Raw genomic sequence first — 16,104 nt, forward strand, 5'->3', positions numbered from 1 at the left:
CCGCTGCCCCCGTGATTAGAAATCCAATTCGATTGTGCTTGCGAGATGTTTACTTTTGTTTACTTTTTCGCTTAATTGAATGTCTTTTAAAGGAATGGATGGGTTTCTCATAATCGCCGAAAGGATCATGACGTAATCCTTGGCCAATACAGCAATGGTTTTCTTTTTAAACAGTTTTGTACAGTAATCAAAACTGCCCTGAATCTCATCTTGATCTATTAAGAAGTTCAGCTGTAAATCAAACTTGGCTGCCGTCTCTGTTTGTTCATAAGGCCTGACTGCGAGAGAGTCCACTTCAATATCCGTTTGTTCCGTATTTTGCAGGACAAACATCGTATCAAACAATGGATTGCGGCTTAAGTCCCGTTTTACACCCAGTTTTTCAACTAATTCTTCAAAAGGATACTCTTGATGTTCAAAAGCCTTCAGCATGGTTTCTTTCGTTTCCGTTATATAATCCAAAAATGTCTTTTCCGCCATCGGAGCGGTGCGGATGGCTAATGTATTGACAAACATTCCGATAATGGGTTCCAAATCCGCATGCGGTCTCCCCGCAATAGGTGTGCCGACGACGATATCACCCTGACCGCTGTATTTAGCCAGCAGTATGGAATAGGCCGAGAACAAAATCATGTAAGCGGTCGTTCCGGTCAATTCTTCCAGCTGCTTTATCCCTTGGGTGACAGTCTTATCGAGCGTAAAATTGTGCCTTTTCCCATCAAAGCTTCTAACCGGCGGTCTCGCAAAATCTTTCGGCAGCTCAAATGAAGGCAGCTCTTCATGAAATACACCAAGCCAATACCCTTCCTGCTTCTTGATTCGTTCTCTTTGCTCTTTTTGATGTTTCCATTCCGTAAAGTCTTTGTACTGAATACGGAGCGGAGCTAACTCTTTGCCGTCATACAATTGAATCAGTTCTTCGACAAAAATATTCATGGAGGCGCCGTCCGTGATGATGTGGTGCATGTCAAACATGAAAATATGCAGGTCTTGTTCTAACTCGATGAGTCCCGCCCTGAGTAATGGAGCCTGGCTGAGATCGAACGGCCGCACGAAGGTGCGGAAACATTCCTCAACCTCGTCAGCTGTTGCCTTGTATCTTTCCATCGAAAACTCCACTTGCGGTTTGATCACCTGCACCGGTTCTCCGCGGACCAGCTCAAAACCGGTACGCAGTGATTCATGACGCTGGATCAGTCTTTGGAAAGCGGTTTGCAAGTTATTTATGTCGAGTTTTCCTTCTAATGTAAGGATTCCCGGCATATTGTAGCTCAGTTCTCCGCCTTCTATTTGTGTTGACAGGTAAACCATCTTCTGCACGGAAGATACAGGATAGACATCTTTTGCTTTGGCTTTCGGAATGTAATCCGGCCCGTTGGTTTCAGCTCCTGCAATTGCCTTTGCCATTTCCTCAACTGTCGGACATTGAAAGACCTCTCTTAATGAAATGTTTTTGCTGAATTGCTTATGAATTTTGGCGATGAGCGTCATCCCCCGCAACGAGTGGCCGCCCAAATCGAAAAAGTTATCTTTTACACCTATTTCTTTTACCTTCAAAACGTCTTGCCAGATGCATATCAGCTGCTCTTCCATATTCGTCCGCGGAGCAACGTAGTCGGTTCCCGTTTGTAAACCTGCTTCAGGCATCGGTAATGCTCTTCGATTTACTTTTCCATTGCCGGTTAGCGGCAGTTTCTCAAGCTGGATGAAGTATGAAGGGATCATGTATCCCGGTATTTGGCCAGCAAGTTTTTCTTTCAGCTGACTGATCGAGAGTGATTGCTCCGCTGTAAAATAGGCATATAAATCGATTTGGCCATCGGTATTTTCTTTTGATAGGACAACTGCTTCCTGTACGTGCTTGAGAAGAGCGGCCTCCACCTCACCGAGTTCAATCCGGTAACCGCGGATTTTGACCTGGTGGTCTCTCCTTCCCGCATATTCAATGTTTCCGTCAGGAAGGTAACGGGCCAGATCGCCTGTTTTATACATCCGCTGATTCGAGTCATATGGGTGCGGAACAAAAGTTTCGAGTGTCAAAGGCTCCCTGTTATGATAGCCTCTGGCAAGGCTCGCTCCTGAAATACAAAGTTCACCGACGATTCCGACAGGCTGAAGCGTTCCGGCTTCATTCAAAATGAAAATCTCCGTATTTGAAATCGGTTTGCCGATCGGCTGAAGCTCCTGATCTGTATCAGGATTGACGGTATACATGGTCACAACATGCGTCTCCGACGGGCCATAATGATTATGCAATGTGACTTGATGGCGTGCCAGCATGTCACGCAGCATACTTGTTACGATGAGCTGTTCTCCCGCAGCGATGATGTGATCCACGCACGCGGCAAACGGTTCAAAATATTGTTTCTCTGAGGCAAGGAGCTTAAGGAACGCTGTCGGGAGGAATGCTGTTTGTATCCCGTGCGTTCTGACAAAATCATTGAGCTGACGTATGTCACGTTTTGCCTCATTGCCGATGATAAAGAGTGTTCCTCCGCTTGAAAGCGCGGAGAACATTTCTTGATAGCAGACATCAAAGCTCATCGCGGCAAATTGCAGCACTCTGTCAAAGCGAAGCTGCGTATGATCCTGCTCATAAGCGAGCAGATTCGTCATCGTCTTGTGCTCCAGCTGAACTCCTTTCGGCTGCCCCGTTGTGCCTGACGTGTAAATAACATACATTAAATCATTTTCCGAGCAGGAAAGATTAAGATTGTCTGCTCTGCCTTGATATATCATCGGATCATCAAGCTGAAGCGCTTCTCCTTCAAAGCGCGGCGGAATAGCGTGGCCTGCACAAGTCAAAAGCACATCGGCGCCGCTGTCTTTCAGCATAAAAGCCCGCCGTTTTTCGGGAAGCTCCGGATCAATAGGGAGAAATGCTGCGCCGGCCTTTAATATGGCTAAAATGCCGATGATCATATGTGCTGAGCGATCCGTGAGAACGGCAACAACCTGATCAGTGCAGGCCCCCTTATCTTGAAGGATGCGCGCCAGCTGATTGGAACGCTCATTCAGCTGACGATAAGTCAGTGTCTGAATTCCAAACATGACGGCTTCATGATCCGGGTTAAGCTCAGCCTGCTGCTCAAAAAGCTGATGAATCGTTGTCGGAATTCGTTTTTCCGCAACTGCAGTATCGTTAAAGAGTTGCTGAATGTCTCCTTCCTCTTCCTTGGTCATCATATTCAAACGAGCCAGCTCGGCATCAGGCTGTTTAATAATCGAATCAATCAGCTGCACAAAATGCCCCATCATGCGTTCGATCGTTTCCGGTTTAAACAGAGCCGTCAAGTATTCCATTGTGAACTGAATACCCGACTCTTCTTCCACAGCCGTTAAGGTTAAATCAAATTTAGCCATCGTATGTTCGCTTGGATATGGTTTGAAAGTGACGTCATTTATCTCTAACTGTTCCTGCCCCGTGTTTTGAAGCACAAACATGGTGTCAAACAATGGATTACGGCTCAAGTCTCTTGCGATATTCAGTTGATCGATCAGCGCTTCGAACGGATAATCTTGATGCTCATAAGCTTTTAATGCATTCTCCTTCACCTCGGACAGATACTGAGAGAACGTCTTCCCTTTTTCAGGGTAATTTCTCATGGCCAATGTATTCACAAACATTCCGATAATCGGTTCCAAATCGGCGTGCGGTCTTCCCGCTATAGGACTGCCGACAATTATGTCTTCCTGGCCGCTGTATTTCGAAAGCAATAATGTATAAGACGCAAGGAGCACCATATATAAAGTCGATTCAGTTTGGGATGCCAGCTGCTTTAACCCGGCGCTTTTTTGCTTATCAAGCGTAAACTGCATTGTGGCTCCCGCAAAATTCCGTGCCGACGGCCGGATATAATCGGTCGGCAGATGAAGGACAGGAACGTCGCCGCTGTACAGCTCTAACCAATAGGCTTCTTGATTTTGGATCTGTTTTAACCGCGCTTCGCCGGTCTGCCATACTGCGTAGTCCTTGTACTGGATGCGCAAAGGCGGTAATGTTTCTCCTTCATAAATCCGGATAAATTCTTTAATCAATACACTCATGGATGTTCCGTCAGAAATAATATGGTGCATATCAAACATCAGAATTCCGCGGTCAGGTTGAAGTTCAATCAGCCCCACGCGAAGCAGCGGCGGCTCATCCAGATGAAATGGACGAATAAATTTGCGGATATAAAGGTCCGCATCATTTTCTTCTGCCTGATACCACTCTACTTCGAACTTTGCGTGATCTAAGACATACTGAACGGGTTCTCCGTCAGCCATTTTAAAACCGGTGCGCAAAGATTCATGGCGCAAAATCAGCGTGCGGAAGGCTTGCTGCAGCTTGTCACGGTCAAGCTTGCCTTCGACAGCCATCAGTCCCAGCATGTTGTAACTGAGTTCTCCGCCTTCCAAGTGATTCAGGATGTACAACCGTTTTTGTGCTGAGGATACCGGATAATAAGGTCTTTTTTCAATTGCAGGAATCGCAGCATATCCGGTCAGCTCCGTCTTCGTGATCGTCTGTGCGAGCTGTTCAATGGTTGGGAGACGGAAGACGTCCCGCAAAGGAATTTGGACATGCAATTGCTTTTGTATTTTTGCAATCAGCGCCGTTGCCCGCAGGGAGTGTCCGCCGATCTCAAAAAAGTGATCTCTGATCCCCACCTGCTCTAATTCGAGGACATCTTCCCAAATTGCTGTCAGCTGGATTTCTGCCGAAGTTTGCGGCGGGACGTACTCTATGCCGCCGTCACGCTTTTTGACCGGAGCCGGCAATAACTGGCGATTCAACTTCCCGTTTGGCGTCAGCGGCATCTTATCCAACTGCACAAATTGAGCCGGGATCATATATCCCGGTAAATGCCGGGCCATTCTTTCGCGAAGTTCACTGATCTGTATTGTCTTATCCGCAGCAAAGTATCCGCACAAGTAATATTCATCATCTGCATCTTTAAGGGCAGCTGCGGCGGCTTCTTGAATATCAGGAACGTTCAGCATCACCGATTCGATTTCACCGAGTTCAATCCGAAAACCTTGAATTTTCACCTGATGATCAATCCGGCCGATATATTCAATATTTCCATCCGGCAGAAGGCGGGCCAGATCACCGGTTCTGTACATTCGGTCCTCCGGTACAAACGGATCGGCAACAAATTTTTCGTCCGTCAGTTCCGGCAGGTTCAAGTAACCCCGCCCGACGCCGTCCCCTGCAATATACAGCTCGCCTTGGACGCCCGCCGGCTGCAGCCGTTTTTTTGAATCAAGAATGTACATGCGGTTTCTGCCTAACGGCTTGCCTATAGGGACATAGTTTTGGCTGCGTGCCCACGCATTGGAAGAACATTCAATGTTGAACAGAGACGCGTCTACGCAAGTCTCCGTAGGCCCATATACATTGGTAATCCCAGGTGAAGCGCCATGATCGCCGAATAATTGCATGAGCTTATTTACCGTCGTTTTGGAAAGAGCCTCTCCTCCGATTAAAAGATGCTGAAGCGGAACTCCCTGCAAATCACCTGCAGCTATCAAAAGCTTTAAGTGGGCAGGTGTTCCGTCGGTGATGTCAATCGAATGCTGCCGATAATAACGGCATAAGGCAGCACCGTCTGACACAATCTCTTTCGGAACAATAAACAAGGTATGTCCTGACAGCAAGGAAGCATACATTTGCTGAACAGAAGCATCGAAATAATATGGAGCGAGCATGGCTACATTCAGCTCCGCATCGTAGGCAGAGTAAATTTGGCGTCGAAGTCCTTCAATCAGGTGAATGACCTGGCGATGTTCAATTAACGTGCCTTTAGGCTTGCCTGTCGTACCGGAAGTATAAATGGCATAGGCCAGTTGACTGGACTGATAAGAGAGTGCAAGACTGCTGTCTTTTTCGTGATAGAAATGTTCCTCCATGAGATCGATACATGTTCCTGAGAAGCCGATGTCATCCTGCAGCTTCCCGCGGTAAAGCAATACGCTGATGCTTGAATCATTTAAAATATAACTGATGCGTTCAGACGGAGAATCAGGATCTATCGGCAAATATGCGCCGCCCGCTTTTAAAACTCCCAAGATGCCTACAATCATCTCAAGCGAGCGTTCAGTCATAATACCGACAAGCTTATCGTTCCGCACACCTTTTGCCTGCAAGGTTCGCGCAAGCTGATTGGCACGCCGGTTCAGTTCTCCGTAGGTGAGTTGTGTACCCTCGAATACAACCGCTGTATTGTCCGGAGTACGATGCGCCTGTTCCTCAAACAGCTCATGTATCGTTTGTTCAAGCGGGTAATGCATGTCATTAGACTGAAAGCGGCTGAGCAAATGTTCTTTTTCTTGCCGAGAGAGAAGCTCCAATTCTTCTATTTTGACAGACGGCTGCTGTAATACTTGCTGCATGAGCTGTTCAAAATGTCCGCAGATCCGCTCCACTTCTGATTTTTCATATTCGTTTTCATTAAAACCGAAATGAACGGCCAGCTGTTTGCCAGGTATGACAACTACATTCAAATCATAGTGGGAGTGTTCCAGCATATGAAAATTCGTAATGTTCAGCTCCGTACTATGATGTCCCGTCTCTTCGACCTGCTGACCGATCGGATAGTTTTCAAAAATCATGATATGGTCAATCAGGTTCTGCTTTTGTTCCGTTTGGGCCTGAATTTCGTATAAAGGATAGGTATCGTATGATTGGGAAGCCAGAGCGTTTTGTTGAACCATTTGCACCGTATCAGCAAAAGTGCTGTCCTCATCGCAGCGGATGCGAACCGGAATGGTATTGATGAACAGGCCGATCATCTGTTCTGCATCAGGAATTTCCGCCGGTCTTCCCGACACGACACTGCCGAAGACAACGTCTGCGGACCCGCTGTATTTCTGTAATAAAACTCCCCATAACGTTTGGATCAACGTATTTAATGTAACCTGATGCTGATTTGCGATCTGCTGTAATTGTTTTGTCTGTTCGTGATCAAATCGGCAGGTCACATTGGCATAGGCGTATTCTTTTTGTTCATGCTGCTCTATTTTATGAAGAAGCGTGGTTTCACCTTTATATCCTTCGAGATACCCGCTCCAGTACCGCTTTGCCGCTCCCTGATCTTGGCGGTCAAGCCACTCGATATAGTTGCTGTAAGGAGCTGCCGATGACGGTTCTGGTTCCCTGCCTTCTTGTAAGGCGCGATAATGATCAAACACTTCCTTCGTGATAAGAGACAGGCACCAGCCATCCATCACAATATGATGGAAGCTCCAAATCAAATGATATTTGCGGTCTTCCATACGGAAAATCGCTATGCGCATCAGCGGATCCCGAGCCAAGTCAAATCCTTTTGCCTTATCTTCTCTTTGATAGGCTGCGATTGCATCCTCTCTCAGGTGCTCCTCTATATCACGCAAATCTGCAAAATGAATTTGCGGTGTTTGCGTTTTATAGACAATTTGTAAAGGAGTATCGTTCCAGCCGCTGTAAAAACGGGTTCTGAGCACGGCGTATGTTTCAAATAATCGTTCAAGGCTTGCTTTAAACCAATCAATCTTTAATTCTCCCTGCAAATCGAACGATGCTTGTTCAAAATAAGAACTTGAGGCCTCGTCCAGCAGGCTGTGGAAGAGCATTCCTTTCTGCATCGGAGTGAGCGGATACACGTTTTCAACCTCACCTGCATGCGGCAGTTGAATGAGGAGCTGATCCAATTCGTCAATCGACATGCCTTTTAACAAAATATCGCTTGGCGTCAGTTCCGATTGTTCTCTATGGACGCAATGCGTAATGATTGTCCGCAGGCGGCTTTGAATCGTTTCCGATAACCGCATGATCGTTTCTTTTGCGTACTGTTTGCTGCTGTAGCTGATCGTAAGCTTCAGCCGGCCGTTGGTGATCATTCCGTTTATATTCAATACATACGGTCTTTCTTGATTTCCGCTAGAGTCTGAACCGCAAGAATAAGAAGATAATTGAACCCCATGCTGCTGTAAATCTTGGTCAAACTGTCCCAGGTAGTTAAAGCTGATCTCAGGATTGAGTTTCGATGGCATTCCGCCGCTTAAGTACCTTGCTATTCCATATCCGATCCCTTTATGCGGAATTTGGCGCAATCCTTCTTTGGTCGTCTTGATATAATCAGAGATCTCTTTGCCCGGCTGCGCGTGCAGCACAACCGGATACAGACTTGTAAACCATCCGACCGTGCGGGAGATATCTATATCTTGTATAATCTGTTCTCGGCCGTGTCCCTCTAAATGAATCGGAATTTGTTCCAGTCCTGACCAATGCGATATGGAAAGACCGAGAGAAGTTAAAAGCAAATCGTTTATCTCCGTGTTATAAGCGCGATTCGCTTGTTTTAATAGCAGCTCCGTTTCCTCTTTCGTCCATTCCACAGTTGCTGTTTCACTGTCTTTTGCAGTTGTATGGGTTTCATGAAAATCTTTAGGCAGCGGTTTGACTTCGGTTTGTTCGATCTTTGTCCAATATTCCTGTTCCTGTTTTATGGTTTCACTTTTCGCATATTCTGAAAGTCTCTTAGCCCATAATTGGAAAGAGTCTGTTTTTTGCGGCAGTTGAATCACTCGCCCATTCTCGGCTTGCTTGTAGCCGCTAACGATATCTTCCAGTAAAATGCGCCATGAAATCCCGTCTATAATCAAATGATGGATGGCGATGAGCAGATGATCTCCATTTGCGCATTGAAACAACCCGGCTTTCATTAACGGCCCATCACTTAAACGCATACTGCTTTGTATCTCATCAGCTTTGGCTTCAATTGTCCGTCCCGGATCGGAATCTTCTTTCAGATTCAGGACTTCTAAGCGGTACAGTCCGCTTTGGGCGATTTCTTCATTCTGTGCCTCGCAGCCATTTTCCGTAGTCCGGAACGTCATGCGGAGCGCATCGTGATGTTCAGCAAGTTTTTGCAGGGTTTGACGAAGCTGCGTTTCCTGAAAACCTTCCGGCGCATACAGCATGACGGCTTGATTATAATAATGCTGATCTGTCGTTATTTGTTCGAAAAACCAATGCTGAATAGGAGTCAGGCTGACTTTTCCTTTGACCTCACCTTGATCGGCTATACGCAGATTCTGCTTGATATGCGGACTCAATTCTGCAATTGTTGCATATTGAAACAAGTCTTTGATTTCCATTTTGTATCCTTGCTGATTTAATCTGGAGGATACTTGAATGGATTTAATGGAATCTCCGCCAAGGTCAAAGAAATTATCAAGAATACTGACGTTTTCAGCGCCTAATACCGATTCCCAGGCAGAAACTAATATTTCTTCCGCTTTTGTTCGGGGAGCTTTATACTCTGCTCTGTCCTGCAGCTCGAAATCCGGAGCCGGCAGCCCTTTTTTGTTTATTTTTCCGTTAGAAGTTAAAGGCATTTCATCAAGCTCGATAAAATAAGCCGGAACCATATAACTTGCAAGGGTATGAGACAATTGTTTCCTGAGCCGGGCAGCCGTTGTTTGCCCGCCGCTTACGTAATATGCACACAATTGTTTAAACCCGTGGACATCCTCTCTGGCTGTAACGACAGCTTCCTTGATCGCTTCTTCTTGAAGCAGTGCCGCCTCGATCTCGCCTAATTCGATACGATAGCCTCTGATTTTCACTTGTTCATCTATTCTGCCCGCATATTCAATGTTTCCGTCCGCCAGCCACTTCGCCAAATCTCCGGTCTTATACATCTTCGCTCCGGGTTCAAACGGGTCATCGACAAATTTCTCTGCCGTTAATTCAGGACGGTTCAAATATCCTCTTGCCACACCGGCGCCGCTGATATAGATTTCTCCCGGCACTCCGATCGGCGCGGGTTTCATATTCTCATCAAGAACGTAAATGCTCGTGTTTGCCGCAGCGGTTCCGATCGGTACCGATTCCCGTCTGTCCTTTGCGGCATCATAACGGTAAATCATGCAGCCGACAACGGTTTCCGTCGGTCCGTACTCATTGCATATTTCAACCCGGCCTTCGAACTGTTCATGAATGCTGCGGGCTAACCGGGTGCTTAAGTTTTCCCCGCCCACAATCATTCTTCGGACAGCCGTTTGATCGGCAATGTTCATTTCTTTCAAAACCTGCAAATGGGCCGGAGTCAATTTAATGATATCCACCCTCGGGTCCCGCACAATCGATTCAAGCAGAGCTGTTTTATCTTCTCCGTCATAGACGATGATTGCATTTCCTGTGACAAGCGGCGTGAAAATAGAAGTCACCGTCAGATCAAAAGAAATTGACGAATACAATGGGAAGTTGGCTTTCTCGCCTTTTACATAAACCTCTTTCGCCCACCAAATATAATTGGTCAAGCCTTGGTGCTCGATTAGTACGCCTTTCGGCCGGCCTGTGGAACCTGACGTATAAATGACATATGCCAAATGGCTCACATCATTTATCGGAGCAAGGTCAGAGCCATCTTGGTGATAAGAACTTTCATCATCAAGTAAAACCGTGACGCCTTCATAGGCAAGCTGTTTCCTGACGTCCCGCTGTATTAAAACGATTCCGGCTTGGGAGTCATCCAGCATATACCGTATGCGGTCTTGCGGATATTCCGGATCTATAGGGACATAGGCTCCCCCTGATTTTAAAACGGCAAGGATTCCGACCACCGATTCGATGCTGTTTCTCGTGATGATGGCTACAGGCTGATCCGTCTGGACTCCTTTCGCTCTTAACGTTCGCGCGAGTCGGTTGGCCCGCTTATTGAGCTCTCCGTACGTGAGCTGCCTGTCCTTATCAATGATGGCTGCTTGATCGGGCGTACGCTGCGATTGCTCTTCAAATAATTGATGAACCGGCGTCTGCGGAAACGGCGCGGCCGTGTCGTTAAGCGTCTGCAGAAGGGTTCTTCTTTCGCCTTCCGTTAACAATTCCGCTTGATCCACCCGGATATCCGCATTTGTCACGACTTGTTGCAGAATTTGCATGAAATGTTCCCGAACCCGCTCTATGCTTGCCCGATCATACACATTTGCATTGTATTCAAAAGAGATGGTCATCTCGTCGCCCGGTATAACGGTCAAATTAAAATCGTAGTTGGTCTGTTCTTCCATTTGTACGTTGGAGATCGTGATGGATGTTCCGTTCTGGCGGCCTATACTTTCCATATACTGATCAACCGGATAATTTTCGAATATCATTAAATGTGTAATTAAATCTTGTTTTTGCGTTGTACGCGCTTGAATATCGTACAGCGGGTGCGTCTCAAATTGTTGAGACGCTACAGCCCTTTCCTGCGCCTCTTTCATAAGCTCGGCAAACGTTGTCCCGGCTTCGCACCGGAACCGGACGGGAATGGTGTTAATGAATAAGCCGATCATGGTTTCCACGTTTGGAATTCCAGCAGGTCTTCCGGATACAACACTTCCAAACACAACGTCCCGGCTGCGGTTATATTTCTGCAGCAAAACCGCCCATGCCGTCTGCAGCAGCGTATTCAGCGTGACATGATGCTCGCCTGCCGTCCGCTTCATTTTCGAAGTGAGATCGGAGCTTATGTCACACGTCACTTTTTCAGGAACGTATCGTCCGTCTTCCGCTGCATGATGATCCTTAGGAAGGCCGGTTTGCTCCTCATATCCCTCCAAGTACTGATCCCAATAAGCCGTGGCCTCTTTCGCATCTTGCCGGCCGAGCCATTCAATATATTGACTGTACGGAGTAATTGATGATTGTTCAGGCTGCTTTTGCTGAAGCAAGGCAAAGTAATTCTCGAATATTTCTTTTGTAATCAGCGGCAGGCACCAGCCGTCCATCAAAATATGGTGGAAGCTCCAGATAAAACGGTATGTCTTTTCATCCGTACGAAGGATGAATAGCCGCATTAAAGCACCTTTTTCTAAGTCGAACCCCCGCATCTTATCTTCTCTGGCATACTGCTGAATCATCGCTTCTTTTTGTGATTCCTTCATCTCTCGTAAGTCATTGAATTGAAAACCGATTTTTTTCGTTTTGAATATGATTTGGAGCGGCTGATCCTTCCAGCCTCTGTAAAAATTCGTGCGGAAAATATCATATTTTTGCGATAAGCCGTCCAAGCTTTTTGAAAATGAATCAATCTCCAGATCTCCATGCAGATCAAACATCGTTTGCTGAAAATAAGCACCTGAATTCGGATCAAATAAGCTGTGAAACAGCATGCCCTTCTGCATCGGCGTTAATGGATAAATATTTTCCGCTTCGCCTAATTCACGCGTCTGCTCCACAAGCTGTTCCAGTTCGTCGATTGAGATATCTTTTAACAGGATGTCACTTGGTGTGAGAGAAGTCTGCTGCCGGCTTACGCAATGCGCAATGACTTCTTGCAGACTTTCTTTCAACCCTTGGGCAAATTGCGCCATAGTAGATCTTTCGTATTGTTTGCTGCTGTAGCTCAGTGTCAGTGATAATGTCCCTTCGGTAATCATGCCGTTCAAATCAAGCACGGCCGTTCTCTCTTGGTTTTCGTTCATCGATAACCCTGTGGAATATGGCGATATGTGCAAAGCCTGATGCTTCAGGTTTTGGTCAAATTGTCCCAAATAGTTAAACGATATCTCCGGATTCAGCTGCAGGCTGTCGGCTTCCGGATGCCCGGATATATATTTGATGATGCTGTAATTCATTCCTTTATCAGGGATGCGGCGCAGCCCTTCTTTCACAATCTTGATCCGCTGCGACAGGTTTTTTCCGGCTTCCATTCTCAGGACGACAGGGTACTGGCTTGTGAACCATCCTATCGTGCGGGAAATGTCAGCATCCGGAATAATCGGTTCTCTCCCGTGGCCTTCCAAATTCACGACAATGTCTTCCGTGCCTGTCCACTTGTGAACGGCCAGCCCTAACGAAGTCAGCAGCAGATCGTTGATATCCGTGTTGTAGGCGCGGTTCGCTTGTTTTAATAATTGCTCCGTTTCCTCTTTTGTCCATTGAATCGTCACTTCTTGGCTGTCTCTTAATAACGATCCTTCGCTGATAGTGTCTTTAGGCAATGGCTGAGGCTTTATGCTTGAAAGCTCAGTCCAATACGCAATCTCCTCTTCCATATCGGTTTCCGCCGCATACTTGGACAATTGATCGGCCCAGAATGGAAACGAATCTGTTTTTTGCGGGAGCTGGATCGTTTGTCCGCGTTCTGCCTGCTCATAACCGCTTGCAAAATCCTCGAGCAAAATACGCCAGGATACTCCGTCAATCAGCAAATGATGAATTGCAATCAGCAAATGATCTCCGTCCGGACATTGGAACAAACCGAGCTTCATCAATGGCCCTTTGTCTAATACCATGCTGCTTTGAATCTCATTCGCCTTATCGGCAATCGCTTGAGCCGGATCGGTTTCCCCTTTATAATTCATCACTTCCAGATGGTATAGTTCACTTTCATCTGTTCCTGTAATTCGCGGAGCGTATCCATCCGGCGTTTTTTCAAAAATCATCCTCAAGGCATCGTGATGCGACGCGATCTGTTCTATCGTCCGGCGAAGCGGAGCCTCTTTAAAGCATTCCGCCGAATATAACATGACGGCCTGATTGTAATGGTGTGCATGCGGCATGTTTTGTTCAAAAAACCAATGCTGTATCGGGGTCAGCTTGGTTCCGCCATTCACTTCTCCTTGATCAGCCACCCTGCTGACCGGCGCTACAAACTGACTAAGTTCAGCAATCGAGGGGTGTTTAAACAAATGCTTCATATCAACCTTGTATCCGGCTTGATACAATCTGGATGATACCTGAATTGATTTAATCGAATCTCCGCCAAAATCAAAGAAATTATCCAAAATTCCTATACGTTCTGCCCCTAATACTTCTTGCCAGATGGACGCCAGCAGTTCTTCTATTGTGTTCCGCGGGGCTATGTATTCGTATTCCGCCCGCGTATTTTCGTCAGCAGCAGGCAAAGCTTTCAGATCAATCTTCCCATTGGAAGTGAGCGGAATGCGTTCCAATGGGATAAAGCGGGAGGGAATCATATAATTGGGCAGTTCCCGGGATAATTCTTTTCTGAACTGCGCTGCTGTCAAAGAAGGCTCGCCGACATAATAGGCATACAATTGTTTGGACCCGTCTGCGTCTTCCCGCGCGACGACTGCGGCTTCACGAACGTTTTCCAGATTGAACATGGCTGCCTCTACCTCGCCGATCTCAATCCGGTAGCCGCGAATTTTTACTTGATGATCAATCCGGCCTAAATATTCGATTCTTCCATCCGGCAGCCATCTGGCGAGATCCCCCGTTTTATACATCTTTTGACCAGGGACATGCAGATGCTCCACAAATTTTTCCTCCGTCAATTCAGGGCGATTGAGGTAGCCGCGGGCCACTCCCGCTCCTCCGACATACAGCTCTCCCGGTACGCCGATCGGCTGGATTTGATGGTGCGCTCCTAAAATATAAGCTTGATGGTTGGCCACCGGGCTGCCGATTGTGATCTGTTCATCAGCGGACTGAACAGGGTGAAATGTAGATACCACGCTGTTTTCTGTCGGTCCGTATTCATTATTGATCCGAATGCGAGGCTGCAGAGAATGCAGCTTCTCAACTGTATCTGTTTCCAGCTGCTCACCACCTACAACAACATGCTGAACATGGATGAAGTCCTCTGCATTCATCTGTTCGATCATCGTTTTCAGAAGACGGGGAGAGGTTGAGAAATGAGTAATTCTCTCTTGTTTTATGGCATTTTGAATGGCGAAAGTTTCTTTATTCTCTTCATTAGGCAATAGGTGCAAAGTTGCCCCCGAGATGAGCGGGCCGAAGAAATTTAAAATGAACGCATCAAAAACATACGGGTACAAAACAAGCACGCGATCCGCCGGAGAATGTTTAAAAAACGCCTTCTTCCATTGGAGCGAATTCACAATGCCGCCGTGTTCAACCATGACTCCTTTCGGCTTTCCTGTTGTACCCGACGTATAAATGACATAGGCTAAATGGCTGTGTCCCGCTGCTGGTGATAACAATGAGCTATCGGCATGGTATGATGTTTCATCATTCAAATCAATCACCGGGCCGTCAAAGGTGAGACTGTTTTTTAAATGACGCTGAACAAGGAGAACGTCTGCATCCGCATCATGAAGCAAATATTGAAGCCGCTCTTTTGGATATTCAGGATCCAGGGGCACATAAGCGCCCCCTGCCTTCCAAACGGCTATAATGGATACGATCATCTCTAATGAACGATCAGCGAGAATGGCGACTAACGTATCGGGTTGAACCCCGCAATTACGCAATGTTCTTGCCAAACGGTTCGCCTTCTCATTCAGTTCCCTGTACGTCAAATGGTCGTTTTTAAACTTGACGGCCGCATGCTCAGGCGTTCTTTCTGCTTGCTCTTCAAATAATTGATAGACTGTTCTGCTCCCGGAGAAATCTCTGACGGTGTCGTTAAAATCAAACAATAGCTTCTGTTTTTCCGCTTCCGGTAAAATCTCTGCCGTATGGATCGCGGCTTGAGGCTGAAACAGGATCACAGACAGCAGCTGATCCAAATGGGATACAATTTGATTGATATAGCGCTCATCGTACAGATTGCCGTTATAAAAAAGCTTCAAATGAACCCCGTTGTTCTCCAAATCAAAGTGAAACAGCGTATCGGCTGCAGTATCTTCTTTAAATTGCAAGGAATGAATTTCGTTAAGCGAAACGACGGTATGAATCAACGGCAGATGCTCGTCATTGTATTGCACGCTCAGATGCTGAACCATTTTTCTAAACGGCAGGTTTTGATTTTTCAGAGAATCATTAACGGCTTCTTTCAGCTGCCCGAATACGGTTTTAAATGTACTCTCGTTTGAAAGCGTATTTTTTAAGAGGACAATGTTGTTAACGGCTGACTGGCCGGCTTTTTGCTTCGATACCGTCGGAATGCCAAGAATCAGGCTCGTTTGATCCGTATATTTATATAACAAGCATTCAATACCCGCCAATAAAATCAGATAGGCCGCCATATCGGAATGATTCGCCATTGTCATGATTCTTTGGGATACTTCCGGAGATAAGGAACGGCAGATGCATTTTTCCTGGTAGCCGGTACGGGCCAACGACGCTTTATCCGCTGCTTTAAAGTAAGGGAATGCGCTTAGTCCGTCTTCTTCATCAAACAGGTTTTCCCAGTACGTTTCTTGGTTTTTAAATACCGACAT

1 protein-coding gene is annotated in these 16,104 nt (G+C 46.5%); it reads right to left on the reverse strand.

Annotated features, from left to right (window positions below; all coding sequences use genetic code 11):
• Positions 1-15 precede the first annotated feature (15 nt).
• Positions 16-16,104 carry a non-ribosomal peptide synthase/polyketide synthase gene (locus HAP68_RS08875; protein WP_024085376.1) on the reverse strand — a complete coding sequence of 5,363 codons (16,089 nt, stop codon included), beginning with the start codon at positions 16,102-16,104 and terminating at the stop codon, positions 16-18.

It is taken from the genome of Bacillus sp. Bvel1, from assembly GCF_014872755.1.
Classification (GTDB): Bacteria; Bacillota; Bacilli; order Bacillales; family Bacillaceae; genus Bacillus; species Bacillus velezensis.

Excerpts from the sequence above, each read along its gene's own strand:
- HAP68_RS08875 (WP_024085376.1), bottom strand. The coding sequence starts at position 16,104 with ATGTCGGTATTTAAAAACCAAGAAACGTACTGGGAAAACCTGTTTGAT.